The organism is Ruegeria sp. (genome assembly GCF_040830605.1).
GTDB lineage: Bacteria > Pseudomonadota > Alphaproteobacteria > Rhodobacterales > Rhodobacteraceae > Ruegeria.
The window spans coordinates 146,306-162,274 of record NZ_JBFOMD010000003.1; the positions used below are offsets into that span (position 1 = coordinate 146,306).

The window sequence follows — 15,969 nt, forward strand, 5'->3', positions numbered from 1 at the left end:
AATCGTTACTACCTGAAGGGGAGTGGTTCACAACAGAAAGACCCTGAATGCGAATACGCCTTATTGCCTTGTTCATTGCTGCCGCCGCCGTTTTTATTGCCTCCACAGATGCGTTGCGATCCTCAAACCGATACGCCGATCTGGCGGCGACATGCCAAAGCAACTCGGCCAAGCCTAAGGACGTTGTGAACGCCTGCACCTCGCTGCTTGAAGTCGAAGGCCTGTCGCCTGCGGATAAGGGATTGTTTCTCAGAGAGCGGGCTTGGGCACATCAGTGCAACAGGCATTATGAAGATGCGATTGCGGATGTTGACCAGGCGCTGCAGTTGCAGCCGGAGAATGTGCGCAATTGGGTTTGGCGGGCATATATCAACTCCTCAGTTGGAAACCGGGCCGCCGCTACGGAAGATTTTGACCGGGCTTTGACGATCAAGCCGGACAGTACCTATGTGCTTTGGAACCGGGCCAAGCTGCATGTGCGCCACGAGGAACACCAGAATGCATTGCGGGACTATGAACGTATTCTGGAAATTGATCCGAACGCCTCGAATGCGGCAAAGGCGGTGATCAACATTCGATACGGCATGGCCGAATACTCCGATGTGATGAAACTTCTCAGAGACGCCAGCCTCCGCTGGCCCGATCGCCCTTGGGTTCATCGCTATTTGGCGGTCATGCATGTGATTCACACGCAGGAACTAAACAGCGCGTTGGACGCCGGTATCGAGTGGTCGCGTCTTGAGCCCAGCGCGTTCAGTGAATTGTTCTGGCCGGGATTAATCCATCTTAGACTTGGTGACGAGAACACAGGCATCAGTTTTGTTGAACGATATGCAGAAAGGACCCGGCAGGAGGCATATTCCGACAAGATTTGGTACGAACATTATTGGAGTAGCCTCAGCGTAAAGATTGTCTTAGGCGACAGCGTGGAGCATATGTATCGCGGGATAGCATATTCTCAGATCGGCAGGCCTGACCTCGCGCGCAAGGAGTTTGCTCGTTTCGTGGCAGACACGGGACGGCACGGGCGAAGAATACTACTGAAAGTTATCGCTTGTGCTGGCGTTCCCTTTAGCTCGGAAGAAAGAGCAAATTCTCGCCAGCACCTCGACAACATTGTGGAGCGCTATATCGAACTTCTTGGAGACTCCATGCCGATGATCTCAGTCGAGAAAGAGGTGTAGCGACCGCACACCGCCTCTCAGATTTAAAAAGTCTGGCTTGAACCCCGTTGCGCATTGCCCAATTCGCAGGCAATCGCACGAAATTGCGGGGACTGGGGCAAAATGCGCGCCTTGGGTCGATTGAAACACGGCGCGCAGTGATTTATGGGGACGGTGTCAAACAGAGTCGCTTGGGCTCGGCGGAGAAGGCGCCGACCCTCCCTGCGCTGCGCATGACGCAGCCCCACTCCTGGATCGCACGCCCCTGAAAGGCTTAAAAAAGGTAAAGGAATATGGCAGATAAATCGAACTTCGACGTATTGTATACCATTGTAGACGAAGCGCCCGAGCTGGCCTCGGCGTCCTTTCTGCCCATCATTCGCAAGTTCGCATCGGCGGCTGGCGTGAGCGTCGGCACCAAGGATATCTCGCTGGCGGGCCGTATTCTGGCGACATTCCCCGAAGGCCTAACGGACGCGCAGAAACAGTCGGACGATCTGGCGGCGCTGGGGGAACTGGTAAAAACGCCTGCGGCGAATGTAATCAAGCTGCCAAACATTTCGGCTTCGGTGCCGCAGCTGGTGGCGGCGGTCACCGAGCTGCAGGGGCAGGGGTACGATATCCCGAACTATCCCGAAGAGCCCGAGACCGACGAAGAAAAGGCGGTCCGGGCCCGCTATGACGCCATCAAGGGCTCGGCGGTGAACCCGGTCCTGCGCGAAGGCAACTCGGACCGTCGGGCGGCGCGGGCGGTCAAGAACTACGCTCAGAAAAACCCGCATTCGATGGGGGCTTGGGCGTCGGACAGCAAGACCAAGGTCAGTTCAATGCCGGGCAATGATTTCTACGCCAACGAGAAATCGGCCACCATCACTGCCGCGCAGGCCGGAGATGCGAAGATCGAGTTTGTCGCCAAGGATGGCGGCGTTACCGTTCTGAAGGACGGCTGGCCGCTGGACGAGGGTACCGTGGCGGATGCGACCTATATGTCGGTCAAGGCGTTGTCGGCGTTTCTGGCGGATGCCATCGCGGATACCAAGGCCGATGGCACCATGTTCTCGCTGCACATGAAGGCCACGATGATGAAGGTCTCGGATCCGATCATCTTTGGATACGCGGTCAAGGCGTGGCTGGCGCCGGTGTTCGAGAAATTCGGTGCCGAGATGGAAGAGCTGGGCGTGAACCCCAACTCGGGCATGGGTGACCTGCTGGAGCGCGTCGCGGGCAACGCAGACATCATGGCCGCCATCGAAGCGGTGAAGGCCGATCGTCCGTCCATGTATATGGTCGACTCGGACAAGGGCATCACCAACCTGCATGTTCCGTCGGACGTGATCATCGACGCCTCGATGCCTGCTGTGATCCGTGCTGGCGGCAAGGGTTGGGATGAGACCGGAGCCAAGGGCGACACCAACTGCGCGATCCCGGACAACTGCTATGCGCCGGTCTACGATGAGAGCATCAAGTTCTTCAAAGCCAACGGCGCGCTGAACCCGGCGACCGCCGGGGCCGTGGCCAACGTGGGTCTGATGGCGCAGAAGGCTGAGGAGTACGGCTCGCACCCCACCACATTCCAGGCACCTGCGGACGGCACCATCCGCATCGTGTTGGCCAATGGCGAGACACTGCATTCGCATGAGGTCGAGGCAGGGGACATCTGGCGCTCCTGCACCGTCAAAAAGGCGCCGATCGAGAACTGGATTCAGTTGGCGATGGATCGTCAGCGCCTGACCGGATCCGAGGCGATTTTCTGGCTGGACGCAAACCGTGCCCACGACGCACAGCTGATCGCCTATGTGAAACCGGCGCTGGAGGCCGCCGGGGTGGCAGACAAGTTCAAGATCATGGCGCCGCGTGAGGCGACTCGTCAGTCGCTGGAGACCATCACTGCAGGGAACGACTCGATTGCCATCACCGGCAACGTGCTGAGGGACTATCTGACAGATTTGTTTCCGATCCTGGAACTGGGCACCAGCGCCAAGATGCTGTCGATCGTGAAGCTGATGCAGGGTGGCGGTCTGTTCGAGACTGGCGCCGGTGGTTCGGCGCCAAAACACGTGCAGCAACTGGTTGAGGAAAACCACCTGCGGTGGGATTCGATGGGCGAATTCTGCGCGCTGGGGGAATCGCTGAACTTCCTTGCGGATGCGCAGGGCAACGCCAAGGCGGGTGTTCTGGGCGCGGCGGCCGAAGTAGCAACGCAGGGCATTCTGGACAACAACAAATCGCCCAGCCGCAAGGTGGGAGAGCCTGACAACCGCGACAGCCACTACTGGTTCGCCCGCTACTGGGCCGAGGCGCTGGCGGCGCAGGGCGACGATGCCGAACTGGCCGCGCATTTCGCACCGATTGCCAAGGAACTGGCCGATGGTGAGGCGCAGATCCTGTCGGAACTGGCTGCCGCTCAGGGCAAACCGGCGGATCTGGGTGGGTACTATCACACAGATCCTGCCAAAACCGCAGCCGTGATGCGCCCGAGTGCGACGCTGAACGCTATCATCGGCTGAGCTCATTTCTGCGCACAAAAAAGGCGCCCGGAGCAATCCGGGCGCCTTTTGCGTTTTTGCCTATCAGGCGTGTGCCTTTTTGCGCGGGCTGTGCGCCATGGCCCGATCCATGACATCGAGCACACACTCGGCCAGTTGACCGATCCGGTGGTGCGACCAGGTGGGGTCGACCAGAAACGCCAGGCTGGTCTCGCCCAGTTCCTGTGCCACCGGCAGCGGCTCCTTGGGGCCCAGCCCGCGTTTGCGGAACGTGCCCTCACGGTAGATCTCGGAACAGCTGCCCGAGAAGGCCGGGAAGCCCGAGGCGATGATCTCGGCCACGACGCGGTCGCGGCTCCAGTCCGGGGCCAGTGTCTCGGGCCGGACAAAGGCGTAAAAGCGGTAATAGGCGTGGGTCACATCAACGGGCGGCATCGGCACGCGCAGGGCGCTGCTGCGCGACAGCGCGTCGGCCAGAATGTGAGCGCTGGTGGTCCGGTGCGCGCGCCAGTCGTTCAGGCGGGTCAGTTGCACCCGGCCAAGTGCGGCGGCAGGGCCGGACATGCGCAGATTGGTGCCCGGACCCGCGTCATGCAGCCAGCGGAATCCGGGCGGGTGGTCGCGGTTGAACACGGTGTCGTAATCCTTACCGTGATCCTTGTAGCTCCATGCTCGCGACCAGAGATCGTCGTCATTGGTCAGCAGCAGTCCCCCTTCGCCACCGGTGGTCATGATCTTGTCCTGACAGAACGAGAACGAACCAAAGGTGCCGATGGTGCCGATATGCCGGTCACCGATCATGGCACCATGCGCCTGGGCGCAATCCTCGATCACCCACAGCCCGTAGGTGCGGGCCAGTTCCATGATGCCGTCCATGTCGCAGGGCCAGCCCGCCAGATGTACCGGAATGATGCCGCGCGTGCGGGGGCCGATCAGCGGCGCGATGGTTTCCGGCGTGATGTTCTGCGTGTCCGGATCCACATCGGCAAAAACCGGGATGCCGCCTGCCAGCATGACCGAGCTTGCCGAGGCGATGAAGCTGCGGGGCGTGACGATCACCTCGTCCCCCGGACGCAGTTGCAGCGCCTTCATCGCAGTGTCCAGCGTCACCGTGCCGTTTGCCATGGCGATGGCATGGCGGGCACCGGTATAGGCGCAGTATTCGGCCTCGAAGGCCTTTACATCCGGACCGGTCCAGGCATTGACCTTGCCCGAACGAAGCACGTCAGCCACGGCGCTGATCTGCTCCTCGTCATAAACGGGCCAATGTTGCATTGTAACTCCCCCTCCTCACACAACAGTTCTTACCAGTACAAACCCCTCTGCCGCCGGACGGTGCACCGTCGCCCCGCGCAGGGTCGCCAAAGCCCGCAGGCTTTCCACCGAGCGTTCATGCGGGGCCGGTTTGACCTGGCTGGCAAACAGGCGAAATGCTTCGAGCTTGCGCTCGAGCGTGCCGGAAATGTCGACAAAGACATTCGGCAGAAATGGCGGTGTCAGATACGGCGCGTTCCAGTTGGTCTCGGAGAGCGTCTCGTATGCGGCAATCGTGGTCGGATACTCCGCCTGATGCGGGCGGCTGGCGACCAGCGTCGACAGAAAACTAAGCTGATGGTCCAGATGGATGTCGCCGGGATGCGGTGCCAGCACGAGGCTGGGCGCAAGATCGCGGATCAGCGTGCCGAGGCCGGCGTTGAGCGCCCCGTGCGGATGCTCGGCCAGTTCGGCGGCGGGAAAATCGAGCCAGTGGGTATGGGTCACGCCCAGATGGCCATGTGCTGCTGCCGCCTCGGCCTGAACGGTGGCGATCTGTTCCTGGCTGAAGCGGGGCTGTTGGCCCCGTGTGACTATGGCCACATGCACCTCGCGCCCCTCGCCCGCTAGCCGGGCGATTGTGCCGCCCGCACCCAGCACCTCGTCATCCGGATGCGGGGCCACCACGAGCACGGGGCCGTCATTGGTGTTGATGAAGTTAGTCGTGCTCATGCGGCGGTTCCAAGTTTCGAGTGCAGGGCGGGGGGCTTGTCCGCCCCCGACCAGTCGAGAATGTCGATGCAGCGCCCGTCGCCGCAGGCCACGGTAAAGTTCTGCCCGTCGATGGCCTGCACCTGACCGGGTAGGCCGATGTAATAACCTTCGCGCGGGGTGTGGCGGACGGCGGTCAGCACCAGCCGTGTGCCATCGCTCATGTCGGTGAAGGCGCCGGGATAGGGCGGGCCTGCGGCACGGATCAGGCGGTGGATATCGGCGGCCGGACGGTTCCAGTCGATATGGCCGTCCTCGGGCCGCCGCCGGGCGCAGATGCTGATGCCGGTCTCGGGCTGCGGTGCGGCGGGGATGTCGCCGCCTTCGATCTGGGTCAGAAGCTGCGGTAACAGCTCGGTCAATGCCTGCAGAGCGCGGTCATAAAGCTCGCGCGCGGTCACTGTTTCGGGGTCAACCGCGTACCGGGCCTGCGCCGCGATCGGGCCGTCATCGGCGCCTTCGCCCAACCAGAAAAGGGACGCCCCCACATCGCTTTCGCCCAGCAGCACGGTCCACGGGATTACGCCGCGCCCGCGCAGACGGGGCAGGGCCGAGGGGTGGAACCCGATGCAGCCCAGCTTGGGGATGGCGCGAAATTCCGGTCCGCAAAGCTGCGACCAGCCGATGACCAGAATAAGATCGGGCTCAGTCGCCGCGATTGCGGCGATGGTGCCGTCCGAGTCGCTTTTGGCCGTGTAGTGGACCGGCACATCGTAGCGCTCGGCCACTGGTGTGAGATCCGCGAAATCGGAATGCCGGTGTGCCAGCTCGGACGGAAGCGTCACGACAAGTTCGGGGGCGTGCCCGGCTGCACAAATCGCCGAGAGCGCTACATGCGATCCCTCGACCGCGCCGACGAACACGGTCTTCATGCCGGAGACTCCTGCAATGTAGGGTATCCTTCGGCGGCCAGCCAGCGGGCGGCTTGGTTGATCCGGTCATGGCGGCGGCGCTCACCGCCGAGCGCCACGCCAATGGTTTCGATCAGGATTTGAATATCCAGCCCCAGCGAGCGATGGGCCACATACCACAGATCAAGCTGCAGCTTTTCATCGTTGGAAAGGGCCGTGTTTCCGCTGACCTGCGACCAGCCGGTAAGACCGGGCCGAACTGAGCATCGCGTCTGGCCAGCCGCCGCAAACGCCTCAATAGTTTCGGGCAGCAGCGGGCGGGGTCCGACGAGCGCCATGTCCCCTTTCAGGATCAGGAGAAGTTGTGGCACTTCGTCCAGACGCAACCGGCGCAGCAAAGCAGTCGCGGCGGTTTGACGGTCTACGTCGGGCAGCAGCGCACCATCGGCGTCCCGCGCGTCACTCATGCTGCGCAGCTTGTGCAAAAGAAACATTCGCCCGTGAAGGCCTGCGCGCGGTTGGGTGAAAAACAGCGGGCGACCCAAGGTTCGCGCCACCACAAGACAGGCGAGCAAAAAAAACGGCAAAGCCAAAACGCCAGCCACAATGCAAATAAGAACTTCCAGTACCCTGTTCACAATCTAATCCGCAATTACAAAGCCTCCGCAGCGACATCCATCACCCGGAGACAGAAACTCAGAACTTACGTCAGAAAGACCCCCTCTCGACGCGAACGAGAAAATTTGCCGTTATTTTCAAACACGAATCTAACGGATAAAAACAATATTAACTTGTACGGAATCGAGGCTTTTTGCAAGTTTTTGAAAGAGGTGCGCTGCAGATTTCGTTGCAGGCGTGCGAGCGGTGTACGGCGGGTCGAAACGCGAGATATTTGGCTGAGGTCCAACCGCCGAGATTTGGCTGACCATTGGCGCGGAGATTTGTGTCTCGCGCGGTCCGTTCGAAGGTGTTCGAGGAAGGTTTAGTTGTGTTGTGGTAATGGGTTGAGTGGATTTGAGACACGTATTTTCGATACCGGCCCTGCTTCACGCGTGGACGTCGTTGCACGGCAAGCATGCAGGGCTCACCGCGCGGTGCCAAAGGTCTGCTCCGGATGGTCCGGACGTTTTGCACCTTGTTTTCACACGAAAAATTGTTCGCCCGTTCGTCAAGAGATGTGTCTTTGCGATGGTGAGCGTGGTTGAATCCCGCAACGATCGGTTTGGTTCCAAACCCGTGCGCCCCACTAGTTGCCGACAGCTGTGAAGTTGCGCACGACATGGTCCCGGGACAGATTGGAGAGATGGTAATGATTGCTTTGACAGTTGGTTTCCCGAGGGTAGTTCAAGTGTCCCATACCCGGTTTCTTTTATCTGCAGCATTGGTGGTTTCTGTGCTTGCGGGCAAGGCGGACGCCGGCGACGTCGCATTTCCCGGAGCCGAGGGTTACGGAGCCGGCGCTGTAGGCTGGAAGGGTGGTGAGATATTCACCGTCACCACGCTCGCAAATCACGGCCCCGGCTCATTGCGGCAATGTGCAGAAACTGCGCAAACGCCCCGTGTCTGCGTTTTTGCCGTGAGCGGCACCATCGATCTGCATAGTCCGCTTCGCGTTGGCTCGAACACTTACATTGCCGGTCAAACCGCACCGGGCGACGGCATACAGTTGCGCATCGTCAAGGGACGGTCGGGCACGTTGGTTTTGAAGAACGCCCATGACATCGTCATTCGGTTTCTCAAGGCCCGCCCCGGTCCCAGCGAAGAGATGTCTCCAACGGTTGATGCCGTGACCATCGAAAACGGGCAGAGAATCTACCTGGGCAGTCTGTCGCTGGGCTTTGCCACGGACGAGACATTCAACGTCCATGTCTCGAATTCCACCGCAGCGGACATCACGCTGGCGGACAGCATACTGGCCCTCAGTTTGGACGATTCCACACATCCGAAAGGGCCGCACTCCAAGGGTGCGCTGTTATGCTCGGCCGAAGGACGTGGAAATCAGTGCGGGCGGATTTCGGTGCTGCGGAATCTGTTCGCTCATCATCGTGACCGCATACCCGACATCAAAGGTACTGAGATCGGTCCGATCGAGGTCATCAACAACGTTTTTTACAACCCGATCAGTCAGTTCGGAGAGTTCTATGATCTTCTTGGAGATGTGGCTGTCGCCTATCTTGGGAACATTGCGCTGACTGGTCCCAACACCGTTCGCAAGACGCCCGAGGCGGTGCAGGTGTTCGAGTGGGAGGACAATAACACCGTCTCGCTGTGGGCAGAGGATAACGTAGCCCGGACCCCTCCTGGGTGTCGTCGTCGGAGCGTGGATGTCCTCGATGAGACTGCCCAGACGCGTCAGGTTGCCCCCGGCAGTTGGACACTGACAACCCGGCCAATGCCTTCGACTGAGGTTCTGGATTCAGTACTGACTCGGGCGGGGGACAGGATTGAGGGACGCCGGGCGCCGGATTCACTGGATGAAACCGTGATCGAAGATGTGCGCAACTGCACCGGAGAAGTAATCGACCGGGTGGAGCAGGCCGGGGGCTGGCCTGAGATTTCAGCGGGCGACCTCTCGGTGGCGATAGATAGCGATGGGGATGGTTTGCCGGACGCGTGGGAGCAAACGCGGGATGGGTTGGACCCAACACAAGCCGATGATCCTTGGGACATCGATGCTGTCAGTGGCATGAGCTATGTCGAGACCTGGTTGGCCACGATGGCGGGCGACGAAAGGTAGTTTGTGTTCGTCGCCGCAAGCCGGTTTGTGCCGTTCGCGTTAGACGCAAAGCGAGCGGGCGAAGGGAAGGCCTCCTTCAAACTGAATGCGTGATTTCAACATCTTGCACGTTCAAAAGTCGTGCCCACGGATTCAATAAGGAGAAGACCCCAGTTTTATTCGGCAGCAGCAGCCTGAGCCGGTATCCGATCCTCCTGGCGTCTGGTCGGATCTGCCACACGGTCGAAATAGGTCCGGTCATTGGACGCAATTGCGCGTGCGGCCTGAATGCCCGCAAGGCTGGCCCAGTCCGCGCCCGGACGGTTTACATGGTAGATGCCCTTGAAGGTTCCGACCCGTTCGAACAAAGCCGATCTGTGTGCTGATTGCTGTTCACGCCAACTGGCTGCCGCGTTTGTCCGTGGCATGTAGAGAACATGCGCGCCCAGAAGGTCCTTTTGGTCTATGAGATCGACCGAGGCCATTTCGGACTGAGCCAACTCAATCTGTTCATCCTCGCTCATGGACAGGATCGGGTTGTCACCTGCGCAAAAATACTCGACGCACAGGCACGAGTGGCCGTCTGGCACCATACCTCCGCCGAATGCCGCGAAGTTTGTCACGCGGCCGCAATGCAGATCGGGATCATTTACCTCAAGCCAGGCGTGCTCGAAGCTGGGTGGCGTTTTGAGGAACAGGTAGACCAGCAGAACTGCCCTGTTGGATTCCGGTCCGGGGGGAGGCGGTGCGCCGCCGGGGATTTCCTCGGGGTCGAGCATCGCCCACAGCTGTTCAATGGGCAGGCTTGAAATCACGTGATTCAGGATGCGCTCATGATTTTCACCATCGTGCGTCCAGTTGACCCGAACCGTGCCGTCCGGCAGCAGGTTCAGATCCGTCACCTCTGCGTCAAAGGCGATTTGCCCGCCCATTTCCAGATATTGGTCGGCCAGCCCTTCAAACAACTGCCCGGTTCCGCAGCGGGGGTGACGCCATGCAATCTGACGTGAGACCCCGCCGCGCCGGGCCATCTGAAAGGTCTTCTTGACGGAACCGAGGAAACCGCCGCCATCCTGGCCCAGCGGGTCCGATTGCGGAGGCGGCATTGCCGCCCATGTCGCACCGCGAAACTTCTCCCAATAGCCCTGCGCCAGAATGCGGGCAAAGGGGCCGCCGACGCGTCCGTACCAGAAATCCTTGTAATTTGAGGGCTTGCGCAGGGCGCCGCGGACCCAACCGGCAAGCATGCCGATCCCGCCGGTCACCAGCCAGGGCAGGGGCATGCCCCGGAACTGTCCGCGATACCGGCCCGACATTTCAACGATGTGGCCACGATAGAGGCTGCCGACCCGATGCGGGTACGGTCCGTAGTCCTCGCCCAGAACCCCTTCCCACTGTTCGTCGATCTCGGGAAAGCGCGCGTAAAGCTCCTTGCGCCCCAGATCCAGAATGAAATCCCCCCAGCGCGGCGAACGCATCAACCCGCCAACCTGGTCGCCTTTTTCGAGAATCAGAGGATTTCGGCCTTGCTTCTTCAGTTCCAATGCTGCGCTCAGACCGGCCGGGCCCGCGCCGATGATAAGAGTGTCGTACTGTGTCAAACTGTTCACCAACTGTTAATAATCTGATGCTCGCAATATGGCATCGATAAAAGAATGCGCGTTTCACAAAGCACCTTATCAAAGAATCAGATTCTTGGTAGGTTGCTTGCGGTAAAAAACCCACTTTTTTGTTAGCTGATTGAAGAGATGTGTAGATGGTTAAGGTGAGCAGGTCGTTAGATTTTGGCAATCCGGGCGGATGCGTGCTCTCGCTGGACTACGAACTGCTCTGGGGTGTGTACGGTTCACATACAAAAGAGACCTACGGCGCCAATATTCTTGGTGTGCGCGAGGCGATTCCGAGGCTGCTTGAGCTGTTCGAGCGCTACAAGGCAGGGTGCAGTTGGGCCACTGTCGGGTTCCTGTTCTACGACAATCGCGAAGAATTGCTCGCATCGTTTCCGTCCATCAAGCCGACATTCCAGAATCGCAGAAACTGCAACTACACGTTCATCGACAATATCGGCGCCGACGAGAAGAGCGATCCGTATCACTTTGGCTTCTCACTGCTACGCAGAATAGCCGAGACGCCGCAGCAAGAGATCGCGACGCACACGTATTCCCACTACTATTGCCTTGAAGAGCAGTGCGATCAGGCCGCATTTGCCGCCGACATGGATGCGGCAGTGACGGCGGCGAAACGTCTGTGCGTCACTCTGGAAAGCATCGTCTATCCCCGAAACCAGGTTTGTCCGACAACCTTCGATATCTGCCGCGAGCGCGGCATCACGGTTTATCGCGGTGCTGGTCGGCATTGGTTCGACCAGCCGTCTGCACGCGAAAGCGAAAGCCTCGGGCGCAGGATCAGCCGCCTGTCCTACAGCTATCTGCCGTTGGGACGGTCCGGCGTGGTTGACGTGAACCACCATGACGGAATGACGGATGTCCCAGCCAGCCGGTTCTTGAGACCCTATTCGCGCCGGTTCCCGAAGGCGACCGCGCTTCAGCTTGAGGCGATCAAGCGCGATATGCGCCGGGCCGCACGCGAGGGCCGCATTTTCCATCTGTGGGCGCACCCGCATAACTTTGGGGTCAATGTGAACGAGAACATGGACCTTTGGGAGGCGGTTTTGGTCGAGTTCGCAGCCTTGCGGGATCAGTATGGCTGGCCGTCGTTAACGATGGCTGAAGCGGCAAAGGCCAGCGTGCAACTGTAGCCGGCATTTACCTTCATGCAGGAACACGCAGGCAAGCCTATTCAGTCGGCGTGGTGAGGAGGGCTTTCACTTCATGTGGGATATTCAGCTTGCTTGTGTAACCCCGGTGCACCCCGGCTGGCCGTGCTGTAGCAGCTTGCGATAGATCTCACAGATACTTTCCACATGCCTCTGCCGCCCATAGTTCTCGGCGGCGTTCTTGTGGGCAGCTTCGGTGACGCGATCAAACAGCTCGGGACTGTCCAAGAGCTGTTTTGCAGGCCCAGCAAATGCGGCGGGATCATTGGGGCACACGAGAAAGCCGGTTTTGCCGTCTTCTATCGCTTCAACATTCCCGCCATGCAATGTCGCAATGACGGGCGTACCCAGATACATGGACTCGATCAGTGTCCGGCCAAAGGGCTCATTCAGCGCCGAGATTAGCAAAGCATCCATTCCGGCCATGCAAACGTCGATCGGTTGCCGGAATCCCATGAGATGGATCTGGGATTCGATCCCAAGCTCAGCGGCCTTGCTTTTGGTCCGTTCGTCCAGCTTGGACTCTTCGTCGGCAACACGCCCAAACAGAAGCCCATGAACCGGGCGGTCCCCTACCGCATTCTGAATGGCGGCGATGGTTTCGACGAAGTGAACCGGGCGTTTGCGTTCGGTCAGGTTGCCGAAATAGCCGTACAAGACGGCGTTTTCCGCCAGCCCAAGCTCGGAAATAAGCGCCTGTTTCGCTTGCATGCGATTTGGAATCTCGGGTGGAAAGTCAAACGGGCTCCGCACCACCGAAAACTTGTGATCCACGGATCGGATCGGTTTTGACGGTTTGGAGAAGTGGGACACGCTTACGATGTGATCCGAAAACAGCGGCGCCAGTTTGTTGATGCCAAAGGCGGTTGGATCCTGCCGATGGTGCCAGATATGGATGCGCCCGGACAGTTTTGTCGGAAGCACCCAGTTCGTGTGCATCCTCCCTTCGTTGGTGTGCACGATGGCCGGGTTGATCCGCTTTAGCACCGATTTGAGCTTCCAGACAGATGACATGCAGTATTGGGCGACGGTTGCGTCGTTTTCCCGACGTTTGCCCCGAACTGCCAGCAGGCCCGGCTCGTGCAGAACCTCGTGCTTGAGACCCAGAGACTGCGCATATTCGCCGATTACGCCACACTCGAAATGACACAGAACGTGCGGCTCGAACACGTTTCGATCCAGTGAGGCTGCGAGATTCATGGCCGAGACATGGCTGCCACCCATCAGGTCGCCACCTATGAAGGGGAACAGCACCTTAGCTTTCATGAGTCTCACCACTGCGACATACGCCGTTTTCCTGCCTGTTAAAAAAGGGCAGTTCCGCTCTGTTTTCTTTTGCTTTGCCCCCAACAATATGTCGGCTGATCATATCGGAAACGGTTGAATTATTCCACATCGCTTGCGCCTTACTTGTTTCGAGAGACGCAAACGCAAGCCTGCGGCTCAGAAATTCGAGGATTTTAAGATTTCAAGCTTCGCGTCGTTTCAGGCGAGGGAGCTCAAAACTGAATGATAAAAACACTTTGATTATGTATGTGATCCAGACAACAAATCGGTAACAGCTTCACCCCACTCTAGCTCCACGCCTTCCCATGACCACATTGGAAATGGCTCTGCGTCCAAACCCCCTGGGTGCGTAACGCATCACATCGGGGTAGATCCGTCAATCGGTCAAGTATCGCGGCACTTATCTAGCGCATCTTGGACACAACAACTGCAATCTTGTTCACGTTTTCGTTGCCTTGTTTAACGGCCCAGATTCGTGCATTCTTTTTGGAAGTAGTGTTAGTTGGTGCATTTTGTTAAGAATGATTTCGGAAATAACTATATGAAACCAAAGGTTATTTACGTAGCTGGCTACGGTCGCAGCGGCTCCACTCTGCTTGACATTGTTCTTGGACACCACCCGCAGATCTTTGGTGCGGGCGAGATTTCCACGATCCTTCGGCACGTGTGGCCGAACAATGAGTTCTGTGCATGCGGTGATCGGGTGAAGTCCTGCGACATCTGGGCGCCCTTGATCGAGAACTGGGCGGCAAATCGAGACAATCCAGGGCAATTTGTTCGATTGCAGCAAAAAATGGAAACAGTCTCGCCCCTGAGCGCATGGGCCTCCCGCCGACTCAAGGAAACCTACTCGTCGTTGTCGGTAGATTTGTACCGCAGCATCCTGCAGCGGACGAACTGTGACTATGTGCTCGACGCCTCAAAGAACCCGTCCAGGGGATTGCGATTGGCCGAGGCGGGCAGTGCGGAACTGTTTGTGATCCACTTGATACGGGATGCACGTGCGGTGGCTTCGTCGATGTCGAAAGCCCTGAAGCGAAACGCCCAGAGCGGTCTGCAAAAAGAGATCAAGCCCCGTCCCGCGGCTTGGACCGCGATGCGTTGGATGCAGTACAACTACTATTCCGAACGCCTGGCAAAGAAGGTCGGGCCTCAGCGTTCGGTTCGGGTCAGATACGAGGATTTTGTCGCCAGCCCCGGCGAACAGTTGGAACGCATTGGCAAAATGACCGGTGTTGATACTGACAACCTTGTCGAAATGGTGCGGTCGGAACAGGCTTTCGTTCCTCAGCATCAGGTTGCCGGCAACAGAATTCGGATGGGCGGTCCTCTGAAACTGAGAAACGACATCACTTGGAAAGGTGAAATACCCGACAGCATGAAGCGGCAGGTCGAGATTATTGCTGCTCCGCTTTTGCGAAGATACGGGTACGAGATCTAGCTGAGATCGTCACTGGCATCAGGCTGACCGAAAGTGCCAGCATCCACGGCACTGTCCAGAACCGGGCGTAGAAATGCGGGATGGCGTTCATGACCAGCGCCACCATGACGACGATGGACAACGATAATGCCGAGTTGATCCAGTTGTGGCGGAAGAACCGCTCGAACCACGCGATGTAGATACCGGTCAGAAGCATCCCGACCAGCCCAAGCAACGACATCAACCCGCCCTCCGACAACGTCAGCAGGTATGTGTTGTGAACAGGCGCGTCCAATGCACTAACTTCCTCGTACTGATCGATGCCAAGGCCCAGCCAGACAGTATCGTCAGCGATCTTTTGTGCCTCGAGGATAAGCATGAAGCGCTCATCAAACGTGCCGGACTCGCTGGCGTCGCCAGCGCGCACCGCTTCAAACACGCGTTCCTGGAAAACTTCGGGCAGAAATGCATCACCCCAGAGGAGGGCAACCGCGAACAGGGCAATCATCGCCGACAAAAGCTTGATGATCGCGCGAGCCGAACCGCTGAGTACCGCAAGCCCGAAAACGCCGATGGCCGTTAGGTAGAAGCCGGTATTGGAGCCGGTCAACAGCAGGCCATAGACGATCGGGGACAGAAGCAGAAGGAAGAGGATAATGTGTATCCTGCCGACATATCGAAGCCACGTCAGGAAGGTGATCGCAAACGCGGCCATTGCGCCGGCTCCGTTGACGCGCTCGACCAGTCCCTTGAGCCGTCCGTTTATCGATACAAATCGCCCGTCATCCGGATAGTAGTTCACGTAATAGGCACCGTGGATCATCGAAACACAGATTGAGGCCACGAACGCCAGTATCAGCAGTTCGGTTTCCCGCCTCGAGCGCTGCAGAATGATCATCGGCATCAGGATCAGCGTCACGCAATACTGTCCGATTGCCGTTGTCCCGGCGATCGGATCACCGTTCAGGATTGAGCCCATCATGAACCCGGTCAGGAACATCAAGACCGACGCAAACCAAAGACCGCTGATCGCTCCGAACGGGCGCAATGGCAGGCGTCCTTTGGTCAGCATCAGAATGAAGGTGCTGAACGCAAAGACGTCGCCAAGCGTGAAGTACACGAAACTGGCGCGCAGGTAGTTCAGGGGGGCCAGAAACACCGTTATCATGGCCAGTGTCAGCTCAATGGATGAGGCCGGGCCCGGATATGGTGTGCTGTTCTCTGTTGTGCTGAAATCCGTCATCT

Annotated in this window: 12 protein-coding genes; 5 read left to right on the forward strand and 7 right to left on the reverse strand. The window is 58.7% G+C overall.

The genetic code is table 11. The features are described from left to right. Positions 1-47 precede the first annotated feature (47 nt). Both AB3N21_RS04800 and AB3N21_RS04805 read left to right on the forward strand, forming a co-directional pair. Positions 48-1,184, forward strand: coding sequence for a tetratricopeptide repeat protein (locus AB3N21_RS04800; protein WP_367934135.1), 1,137 nt, complete (start codon positions 48-50; stop codon positions 1,182-1,184). Between the two features lie 272 nt (positions 1,185-1,456). Beyond that, positions 1,457-3,670 (forward strand): NADP-dependent isocitrate dehydrogenase, encoded by a 2,214-nt coding sequence (locus tag AB3N21_RS04805; protein ID WP_367934136.1) that lies wholly within the window; start codon positions 1,457-1,459, stop codon positions 3,668-3,670. 63 nt (positions 3,671-3,733) lie between these two features. Here the strand turns inward: AB3N21_RS04805 and AB3N21_RS04810 are convergent, their stop codons facing one another. Genes AB3N21_RS04810 through AB3N21_RS04825 form a run of 4 tightly spaced genes read right to left on the reverse strand, consistent with a single transcriptional unit; the run spans position 3,734 to position 7,163 of the window. Next, entirely contained in the window at positions 3,734-4,924 is a 1,191-nt protein-coding gene (locus AB3N21_RS04810; RefSeq protein WP_367934137.1) for a DegT/DnrJ/EryC1/StrS family aminotransferase, read from the reverse strand. A 15-nt stretch (positions 4,925-4,939) separates the two neighbouring features. Continuing rightward, complete coding sequence (locus AB3N21_RS04815) at positions 4,940-5,635, reverse strand: PIG-L deacetylase family protein (RefSeq protein ID WP_367934138.1); 696 nt, start codon at positions 5,633-5,635, stop codon at positions 4,940-4,942. Continuing rightward, complete coding sequence (locus AB3N21_RS04820; RefSeq protein WP_367934139.1) at positions 5,632-6,546, reverse strand: methionyl-tRNA formyltransferase; 915 nt, start codon at positions 6,544-6,546, stop codon at positions 5,632-5,634. Before AB3N21_RS04820 ends, AB3N21_RS04815 begins: the two co-directional genes overlap by 4 nt. Further along, a complete protein-coding gene (locus AB3N21_RS04825; protein WP_367934140.1) occupies positions 6,543-7,163 on the reverse strand; it encodes a sugar transferase in 621 nt (206 codons plus the stop codon). The genes AB3N21_RS04820 and AB3N21_RS04825 overlap by 4 nt, the downstream gene beginning before the upstream one ends. Positions 7,164-7,834: 671 nt before the next feature. Here AB3N21_RS04825 and AB3N21_RS04830 point away from each other — a divergent pair. Further along, the gene (locus AB3N21_RS04830) at positions 7,835-9,262 is read left to right on the forward strand and encodes a polysaccharide lyase family 1 protein (RefSeq protein ID WP_367934141.1); all 1,428 of its coding nucleotides are present in this window, start codon (positions 7,835-7,837) and stop codon (positions 9,260-9,262) included. Between the two features lie 155 nt (positions 9,263-9,417). On the opposite strand, the gene AB3N21_RS04835 is transcribed toward AB3N21_RS04830, so the two are convergent. Beyond that, positions 9,418-10,851 carry an FAD-dependent oxidoreductase gene (locus AB3N21_RS04835; protein WP_367934142.1) on the reverse strand — a complete coding sequence of 478 codons (1,434 nt, stop codon included), beginning with the start codon at positions 10,849-10,851 and terminating at the stop codon, positions 9,418-9,420. Between the two features lie 146 nt (positions 10,852-10,997). Between AB3N21_RS04835 and AB3N21_RS04840 the strand changes: the two genes are divergently transcribed. After that, complete coding sequence (locus AB3N21_RS04840; protein WP_367934143.1) at positions 10,998-11,999, forward strand: hypothetical protein; 1,002 nt, start codon at positions 10,998-11,000, stop codon at positions 11,997-11,999. Between the two features lie 84 nt (positions 12,000-12,083). On the opposite strand, the gene AB3N21_RS04845 is transcribed toward AB3N21_RS04840, so the two are convergent. Continuing rightward, the gene (locus tag AB3N21_RS04845; RefSeq protein ID WP_367934144.1) at positions 12,084-13,283 is read right to left on the reverse strand and encodes a glycosyltransferase family 4 protein; all 1,200 of its coding nucleotides are present in this window, start codon (positions 13,281-13,283) and stop codon (positions 12,084-12,086) included. A 562-nt stretch (positions 13,284-13,845) separates the two neighbouring features. Between AB3N21_RS04845 and AB3N21_RS04850 the strand changes: the two genes are divergently transcribed. Then, complete coding sequence (locus tag AB3N21_RS04850) at positions 13,846-14,745, forward strand: sulfotransferase (RefSeq protein ID WP_367934145.1); 900 nt, start codon at positions 13,846-13,848, stop codon at positions 14,743-14,745. Here the strand turns inward: AB3N21_RS04850 and AB3N21_RS04855 are convergent. After that, positions 14,702-15,967: an O-antigen ligase family protein gene (locus AB3N21_RS04855; RefSeq protein WP_367934146.1), complete on the reverse strand. Its 1,266-nt coding sequence runs from the start codon at positions 15,965-15,967 to the stop codon at positions 14,702-14,704. The two genes, AB3N21_RS04850 and AB3N21_RS04855, sit on opposite strands and share 44 nt — an antisense overlap. Positions 15,968-15,969 lie beyond the last annotated feature (2 nt).